At 58.7% G+C, this 13,675-nt stretch carries 12 protein-coding genes and 2 tRNA genes; 5 read left to right on the top strand and 9 right to left on the bottom strand.

Annotated features, from left to right (window positions below):
• The first annotated feature begins 46 nt into the window (after positions 1-46).
• A complete protein-coding gene (locus tag ACEUKI_RS07900) occupies positions 47-349 on the top strand; it encodes a winged helix-turn-helix transcriptional regulator (RefSeq protein WP_374156682.1) in 303 nt (100 codons plus the stop codon).
• Positions 350-586: 237 nt separating this feature from the next.
• Here the strand turns inward: ACEUKI_RS07900 and ACEUKI_RS07895 are convergent, their stop codons facing one another.
• Both ACEUKI_RS07895 and ACEUKI_RS07890 read right to left on the bottom strand, forming a co-directional pair.
• Positions 587-2,254, bottom strand: a complete 1,668-nt coding sequence (locus ACEUKI_RS07895) for an RNA-binding domain-containing protein (RefSeq protein WP_080785524.1) — start codon at positions 2,252-2,254, stop codon at positions 587-589.
• Between the two features lie 374 nt (positions 2,255-2,628).
• Entirely contained in the window at positions 2,629-3,270 is a 642-nt protein-coding gene (locus ACEUKI_RS07890; RefSeq protein ID WP_080785525.1) for an SDR family oxidoreductase, read from the bottom strand.
• A gap of 167 nt (positions 3,271-3,437) precedes the next feature.
• Between ACEUKI_RS07890 and ACEUKI_RS07885 the strand changes: the two genes are divergently transcribed.
• Positions 3,438-3,797, top strand: a complete 360-nt coding sequence (locus tag ACEUKI_RS07885) for a helix-turn-helix domain-containing protein (RefSeq protein WP_007056318.1) — start codon at positions 3,438-3,440, stop codon at positions 3,795-3,797.
• Between the two features lie 331 nt (positions 3,798-4,128).
• Here ACEUKI_RS07885 and ACEUKI_RS07880 read toward each other — a convergent pair whose 3' ends face one another.
• The 4 genes from ACEUKI_RS07880 to gltX form a co-directional block, all read right to left on the bottom strand.
• Complete coding sequence (locus ACEUKI_RS07880; protein ID WP_179133531.1) at positions 4,129-4,617, bottom strand: hypothetical protein; 489 nt, start codon at positions 4,615-4,617, stop codon at positions 4,129-4,131.
• Between the two features lie 141 nt (positions 4,618-4,758).
• A tRNA-Gln gene (locus tag ACEUKI_RS07875) sits at positions 4,759-4,833 on the bottom strand.
• A gap of 39 nt (positions 4,834-4,872) precedes the next feature.
• Positions 4,873-4,945, bottom strand: a tRNA-Glu gene (locus ACEUKI_RS07870).
• A gap of 818 nt (positions 4,946-5,763) precedes the next feature.
• Positions 5,764-7,284 (bottom strand): glutamate--tRNA ligase, encoded by a 1,521-nt coding sequence (gene gltX, locus ACEUKI_RS07865; RefSeq protein WP_144169576.1) that lies wholly within the window; start codon positions 7,282-7,284, stop codon positions 5,764-5,766.
• Between the two features lie 304 nt (positions 7,285-7,588).
• Between gltX and ACEUKI_RS07860 the strand changes: the two genes are divergently transcribed.
• Entirely contained in the window at positions 7,589-8,869 is a 1,281-nt protein-coding gene (locus tag ACEUKI_RS07860) for a DUF805 domain-containing protein (protein WP_251847685.1), read from the top strand.
• A 276-nt stretch (positions 8,870-9,145) separates the two neighbouring features.
• On the opposite strand, the gene ACEUKI_RS07855 is transcribed toward ACEUKI_RS07860, so the two are convergent.
• Together ACEUKI_RS07855 and ACEUKI_RS07850 are read right to left on the bottom strand one after the other, a co-directional pair.
• A complete protein-coding gene (locus ACEUKI_RS07855; RefSeq protein WP_080785530.1) occupies positions 9,146-10,060 on the bottom strand; it encodes a hypothetical protein in 915 nt (304 codons plus the stop codon).
• A gap of 130 nt (positions 10,061-10,190) precedes the next feature.
• The gene (locus tag ACEUKI_RS07850; protein ID WP_144169574.1) at positions 10,191-10,850 is read right to left on the bottom strand and encodes a histidine phosphatase family protein; all 660 of its coding nucleotides are present in this window, start codon (positions 10,848-10,850) and stop codon (positions 10,191-10,193) included.
• Positions 10,851-11,089: 239 nt separating this feature from the next.
• On the opposite strand from ACEUKI_RS07850, the gene ACEUKI_RS07845 reads away from it, so the two are divergent.
• Positions 11,090-12,541, top strand: coding sequence for an MFS transporter (locus tag ACEUKI_RS07845; protein WP_374156681.1), 1,452 nt, complete (start codon positions 11,090-11,092; stop codon positions 12,539-12,541).
• A 49-nt stretch (positions 12,542-12,590) separates the two neighbouring features.
• Here the strand turns inward: ACEUKI_RS07845 and ACEUKI_RS07840 are convergent, their stop codons facing one another.
• Complete coding sequence (locus ACEUKI_RS07840; RefSeq protein WP_007058580.1) at positions 12,591-13,127, bottom strand: GtrA family protein; 537 nt, start codon at positions 13,125-13,127, stop codon at positions 12,591-12,593.
• A 200-nt stretch (positions 13,128-13,327) separates the two neighbouring features.
• Here ACEUKI_RS07840 and ACEUKI_RS07835 point away from each other — a divergent pair, with 200 nt between their 5' ends.
• On the top strand, positions 13,328-13,675 hold the full coding sequence (locus ACEUKI_RS07835; RefSeq protein ID WP_080785534.1) for a phenylpyruvate tautomerase MIF-related protein: 348 nt from the start codon (positions 13,328-13,330) through the stop codon (positions 13,673-13,675).

The raw sequence follows: 13,675 nt of genomic DNA, 5'->3' as shown, positions 1-13,675 counted from the left end.
TCTCGTTTGTTGTTATTATTTTGTCGGTTTCTCGGGTCTTGCCCCCGTGGGTATTGTCGGGCGTGTCGTGGCTCCCTGTTTCCCAGTCGGGAGAAGGCTTTTCGACCCAAGTGAAACTGTAAGTGAAACTGTAAATGGCATCGCACCGAGGGAGCGGCGTCTTCTGGAACTGCTTCGCGAGAATCCGGCGATCACGTACCGTCAGGCGGCGGTCGCGCTGGACGTGTCCTACACCACCGTATGGCGCACGTTCCGGGCGATGCAGGAAGCCAAACTGATCGAACGCACCGGCTCGGACCGGCGCGGCACATGGCGAATCCTCACCCCACCGCAGCTATCCCATGAATGACGCGAAGCCCCATCACGACACGCCGTGGACGTGGCAACCGAGGTGGCACGGCGAGCGCACTAGCCTACAAGTTCGAACGACGGCAAGTCTGAACCACTACTAACCCGCACCTGAACCTAGGAACCTTACCCACACCACTTCCCAGGTTCCTAGGTACCTTCCTAAGTACCGAAACGACTTCCCAAGTTCGGACGATGCCCAGCACAAAGCACCCACACAGGCACATCCGCCAGCACATCACTTTCGCCCGGTAAAGCCACCGATCGTATAGCGCGCCCCCTTGCCACGGCCAATGACCCTCAGCTTTCCACCCTTAACGAGCTTGGACAGCTGGTAGTACGCCTGGTTCGCATCGACATGCAGCAGTTCCATGACATCCGCCCGCATGACATCATTCTGCTCTGCAACCAATTTCATAATGAGCTCTGGCCATCGCACACGGTCGATGCCCGTCTGACGTACGTACTCGATGGTCTTGCCGGTGCGCCGGTAGACCGTAGACCCCAAAGTGTATGTCCGCCGAGAACCGTTGCCAGAACCTTCGATCATGCCGGATTCCGTAAGCTGCCCCAGCATAGCGCGCAGACGCTGCTCACTCATATCGAGTTTCTTGTTCATGGTCTCGAACGTACAGCGCCGTTCGTTCCTGAGCATATTCAGAATCAGCAGACCGTTGACCGGCATGGTCTTACCGGTGCGCTCCTGTTCCTCGGCAAGCATCCGCACGAATTCGACGTCGGGTGCGCTGCGCTGCAGGTACACGGACACGTTACGCTCATTCGACGCCGTGTAATCGGGCAGGGGACGTCCATAGTGCAGCGACCCTTCGCAGATGCGATCGATGCCGCGTCCCGTACGCTCGGCCAATCCGGTTCGTTTCAGAGCATCCATCAGGCAGGGATTGCGACCATGCGGTTCGGCGGTAAGCAGATTATGGATGTTGATCCCCTCCACGAACCCGCCGGGATTGGCGATGGTAAGCCCCGCATCATCCAACTGCACGCGCACACGTCCCAGCAGGGTGTAGTCACGATGGCCGAAGGCGTTCACCAGCGCCTCTCGGAACGCCCGATGGTCGAATTCCGGCACTATCATTGAGAACAGACCGACGGATAGCTCGACGCTTGGATTCCAAGGAGAGAACATGTCGTTGATTTGCTCGATGGTCTTCAGCAACGGTCCGGCATAGTCTTGGCTGACTTTGATATCCGTACCAGACATGACTTGGAAAGACGCCCGATGAGTCGGAACGAAGCGTTTCAGAGACTCCCCCTTGCCCAGCAGCAGCAAACCGGTCAGCGTCGGCATGGTCTTGCCATCGACGGTCACCGTCAATTGCAGGGATTTCTCCAGCTCCTCATCGGTCAGTTCCAACAAATTACGGTCACTGGATTGGTAGGTGCCGATAATCCGGCGCAGACGGTCGCGTTCAAGGGGATCGAAATCATCACGGGTCGCATCCGGCACCGGCTGCGCGGAAAAGTCCAAACGCCCCAAATCGGACAGGCGCGTGGCGATCTCGTACGGGTACATCGGCACGCTCTCCGGCGTACCATCCACCTTCATACGGCGTCGCAACACCTTGCCCGACTTGGTCGAGACCACGCTGCGGGATTTCGGCACGTCGATCTGCATCACCGGCGTCTTCTCCGTCCCGACGATCTGCGCACGAGCGGAAACCGGAGGAACCGTACGGTTGGCAATCATCGCCGACAAACCGACCGCATCCTGATGCACTTTGTCGATGCCGGTCGGCGTGCCGTCATCCTCGACGCCCAGATACACCGTACCGCCATCCGAGTTCGCCAACGCCACGACGGCATCAAGTAGATCGTCATCTGGCAGACGCTTCAAATCGCTTTTGAACTCGAGCGACAACGTTTCCTTGCCATATTCATGTGCCATAAAGGGATCCAATCCAACGCATTCTTCTTGATACACTGAATTTTACACTGAATTCAGTGTTTAATAACTGAATTCAGTGTATTCAGTGAAACATTCAGCGAAAGCCGCACTACGACGACAGCGTCGAAGCAAACGGCTTGAGCGCAGTCCCGCCCCAGGCAATGACGCGAAGCCCCACCACGACACGCCGCGGACGTGGCAACCGAAACGACACGGCGAGCGCGCGATAGTCCGAAAACCCAAGCGGCAGCAGGCCTGAGTCGCCATGAAGGTTGGGGTCTTGCCCACACGCACAAGCACCCCGAAATCGTTTTGATTTCGGGGTGCTGCTTATTCGGCGAGCGCTTTCCACATATTTTCCCGCATATACGCGCTTACCAACGCACGGAAATACGCTCGTTGACGTGCGCATTCTCCGGTGCCGCCGTCGCTTCGTCCACGATCGCAATCGCATAATCGGCGTAGCTAATGGCGCTTTCACCGGCCTCGTTCGCGGTGAACTCCTCACCGGCCAGCACATACTTGCCGGTGCGCGGCCCGTCGGCCTGGAAGTCGGCGGCCGGAGAGACATAGGTCCAACGCACGTCGCTACGTTCGCGCAGCTCGGCGAGAGAATCCCCCATCGCGGCGGCGAGCGGGAGGAACGCCTCCGGGAAGCCATCGGTTTGGCTCAGCTGCACGGTATGCTCCGGGTTGACGTACAGGCTACCGGCACCTCCAACCACGATCAGTCGCGCGTCAGCACCGGAGAGGACGTCCGCGAGATGCTTCAACGACGTGGAGTGCTGCGGGAAGGTTTCCGGCGTCCATGCGCCGAATGCGTCGACGACCACATCGAATCCGGCGAGATCTGCTGCGGTCAGGTCGAACAGATCCTTGATGATGGCGTGCTGGGCGACGGTTTTGTTCTCCCCTCGCACAACAGCGGTCACGTCAAGTCCGCGATCAACGGCCTCCCTGACAATGAGCTGGCCGGACTTGCCGTTGGCTGCGATAACTGCGATGTTCTGGGTCATGATGGGCTCCTATGTAGTAATCCATTGCGCTTGTTACACGCTGTGCCTAATTGATTTCAACGGCGGAACCTGGTGCTTCCGCCGTTGAAACAGTACAATATTGGAGTACTTACTTTTTGGGAAGAAGGTACTTTAAAGTGCTATAGTCACCTAAAAGGAACTATTGCATGATTCCAACGATTACACGAGGTGATGCTATGATCGATGTCAACACGCTCCCGGCGTGTCCCGTGGAGACGACGCTCACACTGATTTCCGACAAATGGAAGATTCTCATCGTGCGCGACCTGCTGACCGGTACCAAGCGCTTCAGCGAACTGCGTCGCTCAATCGGGCACATCTCGCAGAAGGTGCTCACCTCGAACCTGCGACAGATGGAAGCCGACGGACTTGTGCATCGCGAGGTTTACCCCGAAGTGCCGCCGCGCGTCGAATACTCTCTGACCGACACTGGCCATAGCCTCAAAACCGTCATCGACGCTCTATGGAACTGGGGCGAAGACTACAAGGCCAAGCTCGCCGCTTGATACGCCGCTCAATGCGGTTAAATGCAATCGAGAACCCCACATAAGAGTGGGACGCAACTGCAATATGGGTCAATTTGCAGTTGCGTCCCACTACTGAGACCGCAATGACGCTTGAATGCGTCACCGGATTGACAACAAAAATCAACCCAAAAACTATGCGCATGTTGGACGCTGCGCATCACGCGCCGCATGCAGCAATACAGCAATACAGCAATACAGCAATACAGAAGAAAAGCGCTGCCTTACGGATTCCGCAAGACAGCGCTTCAATAATCAGCAGGCCTTATTTCCTATTCCATAGGCCTCATTCCACGGCTACCGTGTCAGCAGCTCACTTCTTGGAGGCGTTCACCGCATCCACGGCCTTATTCAGAGAGGCGGTGCGGGCCTTGTACCAGTCGGTCTGCTCGTTGAGCTTATCGGTGGCGGACTTGAAGCCGGCGGTATCATCGGCCACGCAGCCTTCGTAGACCGGCAGTTCCACGCTCAGCTCCTTGTTGAGGGCATCCAGGGTGGAGGAATCCTTCACATCTTTCTCGGTAAGGGCGGCGGCATCAGCGGCATCGCCATTGACCAAGCCGTTGTAGTCGTTGGTGGCGTTGCGCACATTTTCGGAAGCGGTGGCGCAGGCGGCGACTGCATTGTTGTACTGAGCATCGGAGTAGGCGCGGAAGCCGAACACACCGGCCACGACGATAATGGCCACGACCACCACGGCGATAATGGCGACGGCCGCCTTAGACATGTGCTTCTTCCGAGCGCCTTCATTGCTTGCATTGTTGGCGTTGTTTGCCGGTACAGTCTGCTGCCCAGCGGACATACTTCAATCTCCTTCATTCTCGTACTTTCATACACACGTATGCGCTCTTAGCGCTCTTATGTGCACTCATGTGCAGGGAAGTCGCTTTTCAAGCGGCTACTTCCCTGAAAACAAAAAACCCTCGCATTCCGCGAGGGTCATTGGCTGGGATGCCTGGACTCGAACCAAGAATGGCTGAACCAGAATCAGCTGTGTTGCCAATTACACCACATCCCAATTTGGCTTGGCGTAGCAACTCCAAGGAGCTGTTCGTCGTACCCCCAACCGGATTTGAACCGGTGTTGGCGCCGTGAGAGGGCGTAGTCCTAGACCGCTAGACGATGGGGGCATATTCAGTTTTTCAACCGGCTGCGAGGCGAACTGCGCAACGAGTGATAAATATACGCAAGTATTCACCCTTACGCAACTTACGGCGTGTCGCGCGGAATTTCAACGATTTCACGCCATAGCTCTCGCCAGCACCCAAATGGCCCATACCCCGATTACGCGGCGAAGTAGCCACTCACCCCGCCCCGTAGACTCCACTTCTGCATTCAGCGCAACCGGAAAAACCGCAAGCGTCAGTTCCACATCAATACAAACGGCATATCCATATTCCACCCAACATCGGAATCAAATGACATTCCATGCAGCGCATAGTTCAAAGCCCTATGATTTCAAGTGCTACGCTACCACTACTGATGAATTTGCATGAACTCTACTGGCGGATTATCATAAGCCCTACTGATGAATTACCATCTAATACACTGATGAAATTGCAGATGAGGCAATGATCTTTGCCTTGCACATTCATAGCCGGCAAATCAGCCTTCAAGAACCAAATGAGGCGCTTATGTTCCCTTACGACAGCAAGCGCGTCGCGATGCTTGTAATGCAATGTCACGTTAAAGACCGCCGCCCGGTTACCTATCAACCGTTTCATGGACGCATGAAGGCGAAACCACCTACAAGGCACGTTTCGTGACCTCACTGCACAAACCAGCCATGTTCAACCTCGTACATATTCTCACTGGCATGCGGCGCAGCGGTAAGACTTTCCAGCTGTTCCAGCTCATCAATGAATACAAGAAAAGGTGGGTATCTGCACATGCAGACGCCCACCTTGAGTGTCCTTACAGCTCAGCCGAGCACGGAAGGAACCTTAGCTCACAGGTGCTCGCGCAGGCCCTTCAGGCGAGCGAGGGAAACCGGCTTGCCGACGATCTCCATGGACTCGAACAGCGGCGGGCTCACGCGACGGCCAGACATGGCCACACGCACCGGACCGAAAGCGAGGCGCGGCTTGTAGCCGCCCTCCTCAACCAGAGCCTTGTTCAGGGTCTCATGCAGGTTGTCGGTCTTCCAGTCAGCCTCATCCACAGCCTCAAGTGCGGCGATGGCCTTGTCCAGCACCTCGCCGGCAGAATCCTTCAGCTGCTTCTTGGCGTCGTCCGCAGGCTCCAGATACTCCTCGGTGGACAGCAGGGAGCCGACCATGCCGGCGACCTCGCCCAGCAGGCGCACGCGCGGCTGAACCAGCGGAGCGGCGGCGGTCAGTACCTCACGCTCACGGTCGGTCAGGGCATCCCAGTTGTCGGCGGACACCACACCGTCGCGGTGCAGGTACGGCACCGAGCGGCGCAGGAAGTCCTCGGGCTCGAGCATACGGATGTGCTCGGCGTTGATGGAGATGGCCTTGTCGATGTCGAAGCGGGCCGGGTTGGCCTTGACGTCGCGCACGTCGAACTTCTCGATCATCTCGTCCATGGAGAACACGTCGCGGTCCGGCGCAATGGACCAGCCGAGCAGAGCCAGGTAGTTGAGCAGGCCCTCGCGGATGAAGCCGTTGTCGCGGTGGTTGAACAGGTTGGACTCCGGGTCGCGCTTGGAGAGCTTCTTGTTGCCCTGGCCCATCACGTACGGCATGTGGCCGAACAGCGGCATCTCCTTGGCGATGCCGAGTTCCATAAGGTAACGGTAAAGCACGATCTGGCGCGGGGTGGAGCTCAGGAGGTCCTCGCCGCGCAGCACGACGTTGACTTCCATCATCGCGTCGTCGACCGGGTTGGTCAGCGTGTACAGTGGGTCGCCGCTCGGGCGCACGATCACGTAGTCAGGCACGGAGCCGGCCTTGAACTCGATGGTGCCGCGAATCAGATCGTCAAAGGCGATGTCTTCATCAGGCATCTTGATACGTAGCGCAGGCTTGCGGCCCTCGGCGCGGAAGGCGGCCTTCTGTTCATCGGTCAGGTTGCGGTCGTAGCCATCGTAGCCGAACTCGGCCGGGCGGCCGGCGGCAAGGTTGCGCCCCTTGATTTCCTCAGGAGTGGAGAAGGACTCGTAGGCGTAGCCGGCTTCGAGCAGCTTGGCGGCAACATCCTTGTAGATGGCGGTACGCTCGGACTGGCGGTACGGGCCGTGAGGGCCACCCACATCGATGCCCTCGTCCCAGTCGATACCCAGCCAACGCAGGGATTCGAGGATCTGGTTGTAGCTTTCTTCGGAGTCGCGCACGGCGTCGGTGTCTTCGATACGGAAGATCAGCGTGCCGCCGGTGGCGCGAGCTTCCGCCCAGTTGAACAGGGCGGTACGAATCATGCCGACATGCGGGGTTCCGGTCGGCGACGGGCAGAAGCGAACACGAACGTTCTTGGGCAGTTCGGGTTTGGTGTTTTCAGCATCAGTCATAATCCCCTATTGTGCCGCGCGCGCCGGACGCGGAGAGCAGTGCTCCTCGCTCTTTTGCTTCGTTATTGACGTTTCGGGCCAACACCATCCCAAAACGGTCATTTTCCAACGAAATCTCTTTTGCCTGTCTTTGGTAGTGCCCGATATCTTGATGCCTGTCTTCACACCTGTTTTGACACCTACTTTGGCGCCATCCACACGCCCGCACGCAAGGCTTCGACACCATTTGGCGCAATTGTTGAGTTTTTTACCCAAACAATGGAAGAATAGGAGTCGACGCAATCGTCTTATGAAAGGGGAATCAATGACCGATCCCAACAACGTGCCGTTGCCGCAGATGCCTGCGCCCAACGGTACCCCGGCCCAGCAGAATCCCAGCACGCCACAATACGGTGCACCTGCTCCGGCCCCCTCACAGCCAGATTATGGGCAATTCAATGCCCCGGCCCCCGCACAGCCGGCCTACGGCCAGCCCGCATACGGGCAGCCCGCTCCCGATTCTTCCGTACCCGGCGCAGCGCCCGGTGCAACTCCCGCCTATGGCCAGCCTGCCGCCGACCCGTACGCGGCGAATGCAGCTCCGCAGTTCCCCGCTCCCGGCGCGGCTCCTACCTACGGCCAGCCCGGACCGGACGCCAACGCTTACGGTCAGGTGCCGCCCGCATACAACCAGTATGCCGCTCCCACTGCCACAGCAGCCGTGCCGCTGAACAAGCCGTATTACGACTGCCCCTTCCCTGAGGCATTCCTCCGTTTCTGGAAGAAGTATGTGGCCTTCAAGGGACGTGCCTCCCGCAGCGAGTTCTGGTGGTGGACGTTGGCCTCTGTCGGCATCAGCGTCCTGCTGAGTCTCCTCAGCGAGGCCACGGACGGCAAGCTCGGGTTCCTTTCCAGCATTTGGACTCTGGCCATCCTGATTCCCGGTCTGGCACTCGCCGTTCGCCGTCTGCATGACACGGACAAGCCCGGCTGGTGGGTCGCCATCTTCTATGGCGCGATGGCCCTCGGCATGATCATCATGGTTGCCGGCGGTGGCGCAGCACTGTATGGCGCCTTCGGCAGCCTTGGCGACTCCAGCTATGGAGCCATGGCAACCGGCGGCCTCGGTGCCATGGTCATTGGCGGACTGATTACGCTCGCTGGTTCAATCGTCTACATCGTGTTCATGGCTATGCCCAGCAAGCCGGAAGGCGCACGTTTCGACGATGACGCAGTAGCTGCCCCGATGCCTCAGGGTGCTTACGGCGCACCGTACGGCGCTCCCGCAACCCCGGACTTCAACCAGGCCGCTCCGAACTTCGCCGCTCCGGGCACCGCTCCGAGCGCACCCGCTCCTGACTTCAACCAGCCAGCCCCGGCCTATGGTCAGCCGACCGCACCAGCTCCTGACTACGGCCAGCCCGCTGTGCCTACGCCCGATTACGGTCAGGTACCGGTTCCGCAGTACGGCCAGCCCGACGCTCAGGCCCCACAGTACGGCCAGGTTCCGCCGAATCCCGAAAACGTTGATGATAGGTCCACCGTGCTGTCTCCGCACACGGCTCCCACCGACGACAACGCACAGAAACCCTGGCAAGGCCAGTGACTGACGCCGGCGAGGTTCGTTCAAGAAGCTCGCCGCATCACTCATGAAGCCCAACAATGAGGCCCCACTCAATGAACCGCATCCAAAACCCGGATTCTACAACCCGCCACATCTACGTGGACCCGACGCTCATCGATCGCGGCTCAGTAATCGATAAGCAGTAACCCCACCTCCCTCTGACGAGGGAGGTGGCATCGCAAAGCGATGACGGAGGGAGAGGCACCAGGCCTCTAACCGTTACGAGCGGAGCATCGGCCAGAGCAACGCCCTTACTCTTTACAACTCCACGGTCTCTTTGCCGGGATCATCCTTGACATGCGCGAACTTGGCGGCCAGAGCCTCCTTATTGCGCTCTTCGTCTTCTTCCTTGGCCTGACGCTTAGCCTCGTCGGGGTTCCAGAGCACATCGTCACGATGCTTGCCCCACTCGGCACCGGCCAGCAGGGCGATGTATTCGGCGGTGGCGGTCAGCGTGTCCGCGCCAGCGGCCTTAGCGCGCGTATCAATCAGCTCAAGAATCTGCTGATCGGTCAGGCATATGCGCGGAATCGAGCACTGCTCGCGCAGCTCGTTGACGTACAGCAGAATCGGCAGCACCTTGACCGCCTGAGCTGCGGCGTCGCCATCGTGTTCGCCGTCACCGGTCACCACGCTCAGCAGCGCATCGCACACGGCGAGCGCGGTGGCAAAACGGGTGGCCACATCAGCGGGCTCGCTGGACGTAGACAGACGGCCCTGCGCGGCGTCGTCTTCAATCTGGGCTTCCACGGCGGCAATCGTCTCACGGACGTGAGCCGCAACATCGGTGTCCCAACGAACGTCCAACGCTTCGGCGGCGTCAAAGATCAGCTGTACATCGCCGGATTCGGAGTAGTCGGCCATCGTGTCGTAGGCATCGTTGGCGGCCAGCAGCGTATCGACGATGTTCTGTGGGCGGCCGGGAATCTCATCGGCGCCTTCATAGACGAATTCGGCATCGGGCACCGTGACGTCTTCACCGGTCAGCACGCGGGCGAATGCGCGCGTGACGCGAACCTGCAGATTCTCCGCGTACTTGGCGTCATTGTCCATCTGCATGGCTTCGGTCAACGGCCACAGGCTGATCAGCGCCGAGCCGGCTTCGGCGGCCTCAGTTACCGCCGGCAATGCCGCGACCTGTGCGATTGCCTCACGATTGAGTTCAATGGTCATCTATGCTCCTTTGCGTCCGCCACTCGATTGTAGTGCCAGATCTCTCGGACTACCCCTCAGTCACCTTACGGTGCCAGCTCCCCTGACAAGGGGAGCCTAGATTATGTCTCAACTATTCACCAGTGTGCCGTTACTTGACGTTGGCCGCTGGGTCGACATACGTGATTGACATCACACGGCCGGCTTCGTTGTCGTACGTCACCGAGGTCACGGAGGCGAGCGCCGTGTGCCGCAGGAACATCCAGTGCTCGGGGTGGCCGGTCTCCAGATAATGGCGATAACTGAAAATCGGCGATTCGTGGCTGACCACCACAATCTGCTCGCCGGGGTGCTGGGCCACCTTCTCGCGGGCGAAGTCGTCCATACGCGCCGCGATGTGCTGATAGGACTCGCCCCAGCTCGGCTTGTACAGGTTGGCGACGAGCTTCCAGTTGCCGTTCTTCCACAGCGCGCCCTCGCCATGGCCGATGCGCTTGCCACGGAACTCGTTGCCGGCCTCAATCACCCGTTCATCAGTGGTGAGCGTGAGCGGAGCCTCGCCACGAGCCTCGCGCACGGGGTTCAGCGCATCGAGAATCGCGCCGGCGGTCTCGCGCGTACGGTCGAGCGGCGAGGAGTAGACGGCTGCAATCGTATTGGTTTGGGGATTCTTGGCCAAGTACGTGGCGGTGGCTTGAGCCATGCGACGGCCAAGGTCGGAAAGATGGAAGTCGGGCAGCCGCTCATAGAGCAGATGGTCGGGGTTATATACCTTGCCATGCCGGACGAAATGGATGGTAGTAGCGCTCATGAGCCGCCTTTCTGCTTCCCGCCCTGAAGGGCATGAGAACGTTGTCTTAATATCTCCAATCTACCGCGTGTCGCGGAGTGGACACCCGTAGAGTATCCGTGACGCAAATATGCGGATGGGAAAATCCGACGCAAACTTTGCGCGACCATGGACAACACATCATTCGATGAGGGCTTCGCCGGCAACGCCACGCCAGCGGGGGACATCCAATCGGGAGCGGAAAGGAGCGTAGTGCTGTTATGCCCAATAACTCGTCCAACTCGGACTCGGGCACCATTCTGGCCGGCATCAAGGAAGTAGGCCACAAAGTCTTTGGTGGGTATGCGGAACTACTGCGCATTCCGCATACCGCCCGTTATTCCATCGGCTCGGTCATCGCCTGCATGCCATTCCCGATGGTCGGCATGACCATCACCATTTCCGTACAGCATTATTACGGCAACTATTCGCTGGCCGGCATGCTCACCGCCATTCAGGCGATTGCGCTGGCCGTGACCACGCCGCTGCTAGGCAAGCTGACCGACAAGTTCGGCCAGAGGCAGGTCTCGATTCCGACGATTATCGTTTGGATTGTGGCCGCCATCGCGCTGGTGACGGCGATTACCAACCGCGCGCCGGAATGGGTGCTGTACTGTCTGACGCCGTTCCTGGCCGCCATTCCGCCGTGGGGCGCGATGAGCCGCGCGCGCTGGACCAAGATTCTTAAGGGTGACCGGGAGCGCACGAACCGCGCGCTGTCGCTGTGCGGCGTGCTCGACGAATGCATGTGGGTAATCGGCAATCCATTGGCCTCCACGCTGGCGGTGATCTCCGGTTTGCTGGCGTTCTCGTTCACTGGCATGTGCGTGGTAATCGGTGCGCTGATGTTCCTGACCGAGCTGACCACTGAGCCGCCATCGCAGACCGCGCTGGCGCGCGCCGAGGGCATCTCCCGCAAGGAATACCGTGAGCGCGAGGCCGCCAAGGCTGAGGCGCTGAAGGTGGAAACCGCCGCCGAGGAGACCCTCCGCCGTCTTGAGCGTGAAGGCGTGACCGATGAGGCCACGATTAACGCAGCCATTAAGCAGGCGGTCGCCGATGCGTGTTCGGGCAAGAAGGCGTCCATTTGGGGTCCGGGTCTGATTGCGGTGTGCGTCACCTGGTTCGGTTTGGGCGCGTTCCAGTCGGCTACGGGCATCTCGATTATTGCGTTTGCCACCGAAGCGAATATGAAGCAGTACACGGGCTTTGTGTTTGCCTGCTTCTCCTTCAGCTCGCTGATGGGCGCATTGGTGTATGGCGCGAAGAACTGGTCGATTGCCCTGTGGAAGCGCTTCTACTTCTGCCTGGCCGTGGTGAACATCGGCATCAGTACGTTCCTGTTTGCCAAGCATCTGTGGGTGATCATGATCATCTACTTGATTATTGGCGTATGCCAGGCCCCGACGTGGATCAACGGCAACCAGCTCATGTTGCATCTGGTGCCGCCCTCTCGCTTGACCGAGGGCATGGCGTGGATGGGGGCGATGAATTCTATCGGCTCCTCCGCCGGTTCGGCGATTGCCGGCCAGTTCATCGACCGCATGGGCTCGCATGGAGGCTTCATGGTGGTGACCACCTTGGCACTGACCTCGCTGATGATTGCGCTGATTGGTTTCAAGCAGATCAAGAGCTCCACCGAGCAGCCGACCTTGACTGAAGTGAGTGTGTGAGACAAAAACTAAGCCCCCTCTGACGAGGGGGGCTTAATACGTCAAACCGCTACTTCGGCCAGCCTTTGGGCGTGTGTTCCAGGGACCAGATGCCGAGCTTGTGGGAGAAGCTGTTCTGCCACTTGGCTTCAAGCTCCTCGGCATTCAGTCGATTTTCAGCGGACTTCAGACGGTTCATCGCATTGGTGTGCGTATCGTCGAGCAGCCACTTGCGAATCAAGAAGTTCCAGATCATCACCACGGCAGTGGCCACCAACTTGCCGATATTGGTGCGCAACAGATATTCGGCATGCTGCGATACATAGGCATCATGGTTCATGCCATAAGTGGAAATCCAGATAATCGCGTCATTCATGAACAGACCGACTACAGCGCCCGCCACGAAGATAAGAATCTCCATCCAGCGCGCCATGTCATCACGATGCTTGAATACGAATTTCATGCTCGCCAGATAGTTGAAAATCAGCGAGATGATGAAAGAGATGGTGGCAGCCAGCACGTTGTGCATGTGGAATATGCCAACCAATAGGTTGAGGATACCCCAGTCGATAACAAAGGCGATGACGCCCACAATGCCGAACTTCATCAGTTGTTCAATCAGTTTTCTCACAAGAGTATTCAACACTATTGGGCTGACTGCGGAACATATATTGGCTGGAAAGGCCAATAATCTCCCCAATTGGCCTTGCCCCGGTCCGTTCTGCGAGCAGCTTCCTACGTCCGCTTGCCATGTTCAACAGCAGCCGCTGAGGCTAGACTGGAAGCGAACCGAATCAAGGAGGAATTATGCCCGTTATTCACACTCATGTGTCCGTGTCCACCACCCCTGAGCAGCGCAAGGCACTGAAGGCCGCCTATGGCAAGGCGATTACCGCCGTGCCGGGCAAGTCCGAGGGCTGGCTAATGTGCCCGTTCGAGGACAATATGCCGATTTACTTCGGTGGTAGCGATGACCAGCCCGCCGCCTATGTGGAGGTCAACGTGTTCGGCCGCTCCGTGCCGGGCTCTGCTTGGGAAAAGCTGACCGAGAGCATTATGGCCGCGCTGAACTCCACGCTCGGCATTCCCGAGGACCGCACCTACATCCGTTACACCGTCACCACCGACTGGGGCTGGAACGGCGGCAACTTCTAG

The organism is Bifidobacterium sp. 2450 (genome assembly GCF_041900695.1).
Taxonomy (GTDB): domain Bacteria; phylum Actinomycetota; class Actinomycetes; order Actinomycetales; family Bifidobacteriaceae; genus Bifidobacterium; species Bifidobacterium longum.
This window is presented reverse-complemented; position numbering and strand designations above follow the sequence as displayed.

What these genes read in the sequence shown, in the direction of transcription:
- ACEUKI_RS07895 (WP_080785524.1), bottom strand. Translation starts at nt 2,254, where the DNA reads ATGGCACATGAATATGGCAAGGAAACGTTGTCGCTCGAGTTCAAAAGC.
- ACEUKI_RS07890 (WP_080785525.1), bottom strand. Translation starts at nt 3,270, where the DNA reads ATGACCCAGAACATCGCAGTTATCGCAGCCAACGGCAAGTCCGGCCAG.
- ACEUKI_RS07885 (WP_007056318.1), top strand. Translation starts at nt 3,438, where the DNA reads ATGATTCCAACGATTACACGAGGTGATGCTATGATCGATGTCAACACG.
- ACEUKI_RS07880 (WP_179133531.1), bottom strand. Translation starts at nt 4,617, where the DNA reads ATGTCCGCTGGGCAGCAGACTGTACCGGCAAACAACGCCAACAATGCA.
- gltX (WP_144169576.1), bottom strand. Translation starts at nt 7,284, where the DNA reads ATGACTGATGCTGAAAACACCAAACCCGAACTGCCCAAGAACGTTCGT.
- ACEUKI_RS07860 (WP_251847685.1), top strand. Translation starts at nt 7,589, where the DNA reads ATGACCGATCCCAACAACGTGCCGTTGCCGCAGATGCCTGCGCCCAAC.
- ACEUKI_RS07855 (WP_080785530.1), bottom strand. Translation starts at nt 10,060, where the DNA reads ATGACCATTGAACTCAATCGTGAGGCAATCGCACAGGTCGCGGCATTG.
- ACEUKI_RS07850 (WP_144169574.1), bottom strand. Translation starts at nt 10,850, where the DNA reads ATGAGCGCTACTACCATCCATTTCGTCCGGCATGGCAAGGTATATAAC.
- ACEUKI_RS07845 (WP_374156681.1), top strand. Translation starts at nt 11,090, where the DNA reads ATGCCCAATAACTCGTCCAACTCGGACTCGGGCACCATTCTGGCCGGC.
- ACEUKI_RS07840 (WP_007058580.1), bottom strand. Translation starts at nt 13,127, where the DNA reads ATGAAGTTCGGCATTGTGGGCGTCATCGCCTTTGTTATCGACTGGGGT.
- ACEUKI_RS07835 (WP_080785534.1), top strand. Translation starts at nt 13,328, where the DNA reads ATGCCCGTTATTCACACTCATGTGTCCGTGTCCACCACCCCTGAGCAG.